Source organism: Methylobacterium pseudosasicola (assembly GCF_900114535.1).
Classification (GTDB): Bacteria; Pseudomonadota; Alphaproteobacteria; order Rhizobiales; family Beijerinckiaceae; genus Methylobacterium; species Methylobacterium pseudosasicola.
Window position 1 is genome coordinate 1 of the sequence record NZ_FOTK01000110.1, and the last position, 3,494, is coordinate 3,494.

Annotated in this window: 4 protein-coding genes and 1 pseudogene; 3 read left to right on the top strand and 2 right to left on the bottom strand. The window is 58.2% G+C overall.

Features of this window, described 5'->3' with window-relative positions; genetic code table 11:
- Positions 1-114 precede the first annotated feature (114 nt).
- Positions 115-1,070, bottom strand: a protein-coding gene (locus BM228_RS33310) for an IS630 family transposase (protein ID WP_092047614.1) whose coding sequence is annotated in 2 segments (ribosomal slippage) — positions 115-719 and positions 719-1,070 — 957 coding nt in all. Because the reading frame shifts where the segments join, the coding sequence is not laid out codon by codon here.
- Between the two features lie 160 nt (positions 1,071-1,230).
- Here BM228_RS33310 and BM228_RS35095 point away from each other — a divergent pair.
- Positions 1,231-1,368: a hypothetical protein gene (locus BM228_RS35095; protein ID WP_167367916.1), complete on the top strand. Its 138-nt coding sequence runs from the start codon at positions 1,231-1,233 to the stop codon at positions 1,366-1,368.
- A 146-nt stretch (positions 1,369-1,514) separates the two neighbouring features.
- On the top strand, positions 1,515-1,646 hold the full coding sequence (locus BM228_RS35980; protein ID WP_280142377.1) for a hypothetical protein: 132 nt from the start codon (positions 1,515-1,517) through the stop codon (positions 1,644-1,646).
- A gap of 484 nt (positions 1,647-2,130) precedes the next feature.
- Here BM228_RS35980 and BM228_RS34405 read toward each other — a convergent pair whose 3' ends face one another.
- Entirely contained in the window at positions 2,131-2,721 is a 591-nt protein-coding gene (locus BM228_RS34405; RefSeq protein ID WP_139234355.1) for a hypothetical protein, read from the bottom strand.
- Between the two features lie 203 nt (positions 2,722-2,924).
- On the opposite strand from BM228_RS34405, the pseudogene BM228_RS33315 reads away from it, so the two are divergent.
- Positions 2,925-3,494 (top strand): annotated as a pseudogene (locus BM228_RS33315) (helix-turn-helix domain-containing protein); the annotation flags it as partial.

Here is a 3,494-nt window from a genome sequence, read left to right on the forward strand (position 1 = left end):
ATGCCTCGCTCCTCCTCTGGAGCGATCAGTGAATCAGCCCGACAGTCTCGCGTGAACCCCAGACATCCGATTCAGCGCAACCCGAAAATGCTCTAGCGCTAGAGCTGTTGCCGTTTAGGTTGGGTCATAAGCGTCGTATCCGGCGGCGGTGATGTAGTTTCGGCATTCGGCTGGGGTGAAGGCTGCGAAGGCCTGGGCGATGGCCGCCCAAAGGTCTGGGATGGTTCGGGCCGCGGCGGTGCGCAGCAGCGCCTTGAGCTTTGAGAAGGCTTGCTCGATCGGGTTGGAATCGGGCGAGTAGGCCGGGAGGTAGAGGAGCCGCGCGCCGGCCGCCTCGATGGCCTCGCGCACGCCGACGACTTTGTGGGATTGCAGGTTGTCGAGGATGACGGTGTCGCCGGGCTTCAGCACCGGGACCAGGGTGTCCGTGACGTAGGCGCGGAAGCGCGCGCCGTTGGTGGCTCCGTCGATCAAGGTGGTGGCGACCAAGCCGCTGGGACGCAGGGCGGCGGTGACGGTGGTGGTCTTGTAGTGGCCCTTGGGCACGAGGAGCCGGCAGCGTTCGCCACGTGGAGCCCGACCGTAGGTGCGGGCCATGTTCGTGGCGGTCGCCGTCTCGTCGATGAAGACGACGGCATCGGGGTCGAGGTCGAGTTGGCTCTCGAACCACGCCTCCCGTGCGGCTCTCACGTCCCAACGCTCCTGCTCGGCCGCGTAGACAGCCCCTTTTTACGGGTGGTCCGATGCCGGGCGAAGAACCGCCACAACCCGCTGACGCTCGTGCGGACACCCTGCTCGGCCAGGATATCACGCACCTCGTGCAGGAAGGCCTGCGGCTGCTCCCGATCGATCTGAAGGATCCGCTCAGCGTGCGCTTCGATGGCGGGCGCAGGTCGCTGCCCGCACGAGGGCAGGGGTGCGATCACGCCCTCCGCCTGGAAGCGTTCGTGCCAACGGATCGGACTGGACGGGCCGATCCCGAAGCGCTTGGCCGCCTGGCGGCGCGAGGCTCCTGCCTCGATCGCCGCAATCACCCGTTCTCGCAGATCCACCGATAGCGCTGACGGCATCCCGATCTCCTCGGAAAGCCCGACAGCGAATCAGATCCGCAGACTGCCCGCTACCCCCAACGATTCAACCTAGCCGGACACGGCTCTAGCCGCGGCTGGGCCACCTCACGCCCGGGGTGCGCCCGGCCGCTTGCGCGATTGCAAACGAAAGGAAAACGACATGACACCCGAACAGATCACCTGGGCGTATCCGCTCTGCACGGAGCTGACCAACATGGTCAAAGGCCGGAACGAAGTATCTCTGGTGAAAAACGCGCCGGCAAGCATCTCGAACAGCGGCGGTCATCTAACCCTGTAAGGCAACTCAGTAACGAAAATCCACTATCTTTAAGATCCTGAATTCTAAATGATCAAAGGAACTCTCCTCCAGATCACGGATGCTCGCATCGATCGCGTGAAGGGGCATCTGGACGAACTAGGCGTCTTTCTGGGATAAGGGGCGCGATGAAGCTCCTCGACAAAGTCCTTTTGGGCGCGATGTTCCTGTTCGTCGCGATTTACCTCTGGTTCATGCTGAAGGTAATCTGGTTCTTCCTGCAGCTGCTGCCGATTTCGCTTTTTCTCTTCGCTTTCTGAAGCGCATATCACCAATGCGATCGAAAACGAAAGATCAGACTGCTTCTCAGGGTCCGATCATTCTTGAGAAGCTAGCACCAAATTGTGTTACAGCGTCTTCGAAATTCCGCCTTCTGGTCTCCCGAACCGAGTCCGCGGCGACCAAAAGTCTGGGATCGTCATCTGTAAATGTAGGCGGATTGTTCCCAGAATAATATGGAAACCCTTTAATGCTCGGCAAAGTCGTCGTTATGATGACCTGATGTCGATCTTCTCGGAAATTATCGTTTGTCTGCGTAACCCGTGAAAGCTCGAAGCCGTAAAGCTGAGAAGGGTTGAGTGTAAGTGTAGGACTTACATTCCCTGATAACTTTGTGGAGAAGACGATCGTGTCAGACATAGTCGAAATGGCCGGCCCGCTTGGCGTCCCCCTGAAACTCCCATTTTTATTTATAAATACAAAGCTGTCGATCAAATCAGTTATCTTAAGCCGGCCTTCGATCGGCTAGACAAGATTTATCGGTCGGGGCGCCTCACAATAATCGCTTTTAACTTTGGTCGCAAGAACGAGAAAATTACCAGTGACTTGAAAATGACGAATTGTCTGTCGCGTCCGCTCTCCTTTTGCTCCAATCCCCACGCCATCGATCCGACGCGCAAATGTTCTGACGAGATCGAAGTTTGCACCTTGTGTATTAGATTCATTTAGATTAAGCGTAAAATCAAAGGTTATCTGTGCCTTGCGAAAATAATCAAAGGCTTTGTCGAGTTCTTTGATTTTAAACCGCGGCGCCCCAATGTCATTGAAAAGCCTGCGATCTTTATCCAACATATAGGCGAGCTGCTTACCCGTCAGATCTTTATATACGATATCATCGTAGTTGTTCAGCTCCTTGATCGCCGCATCGCGAATTCCGTCTAGTGCCTCGCATCTAATCCGGGCAACGATATCGCTCGTGATAGAACCAGTAATATCCTGAGGAAGCGGCTGGTTGGCACAACCTTGGACAAATACAGCGAGCGATAGCGCGGCAAGACCCGAGCGATAGACAAATATTTTCACGGCCCGCAGTTCTAGTTGCTGATTCGCATTCAATTAGACATTGATTTCAAGCCTTCGGCCGTGTCCTTGTGGCAACACTTACCCTTTAGATTGCTTTACCCTCACTCAAGATCGATTTACGCGGCTCATTATCAGCTCTGAGCGACGGCATAATCAATATCAAGCCCTTAGAGCCGTACACGTTCGGTTTGCAACGGGAACGATGCTGAGCAGTTGGTGAGGTGAGGGGCTTGCCGATGCCATCAGCCCTGTCGATCGATCTGCGGGAGCGCGTTGTCGCGGCTTTGGCTGACGGCGCCTTCTGCCAAGGAGCGGCGGCCCGTTTCGGGGTGAGCGTATCGAGCGCCAGCCGCTGGGCGGCGCGGGTCCGGCAGGAGGGGTAGATCGCCCCGCGTGCACGGGGTGGCGATCAGCGTTCGCAGGTGATCGAGGCGCAGGCCGACCTGATCCTGGCCACCTATGAGCGTGAGCCGCAGTTGTTCTTGCACGAGGTGCGCGATGCCTTGGCCGCGCAGGGCGTGACCACCAGCACGAGCGGCCTGTCAAGTTTCTTCGCTCGCCACGGCATCACCCGTAAAAAGGGGCTCTGTACGCGGCCGAGCAGGAGCGCGCGGACGTGAGAGCCGAGCGCCAGGCCTGGTTCGACGCCATGCCCGATCTCGACCCTGACCCGTTGGTCTTTCTCGACGAGACCGCAGCCGCCACCAACATGGCCCGGCGCTACGGACGCGCGCCTCGCGGCGAGCGCTGCCGGCTGCTCGTGCCGCAGGGGCATGATAAGACCACTGATCGGCCCCCACGGGGTG

Excerpts from the sequence above, each read along its gene's own strand:
- BM228_RS35095 (WP_167367916.1), top strand. The coding sequence starts at position 1,231 with ATGACACCCGAACAGATCACCTGGGCGTATCCGCTCTGCACGGAGCTG.
- BM228_RS35980 (WP_280142377.1), top strand. The coding sequence starts at position 1,515 with ATGAAGCTCCTCGACAAAGTCCTTTTGGGCGCGATGTTCCTGTTCGTC.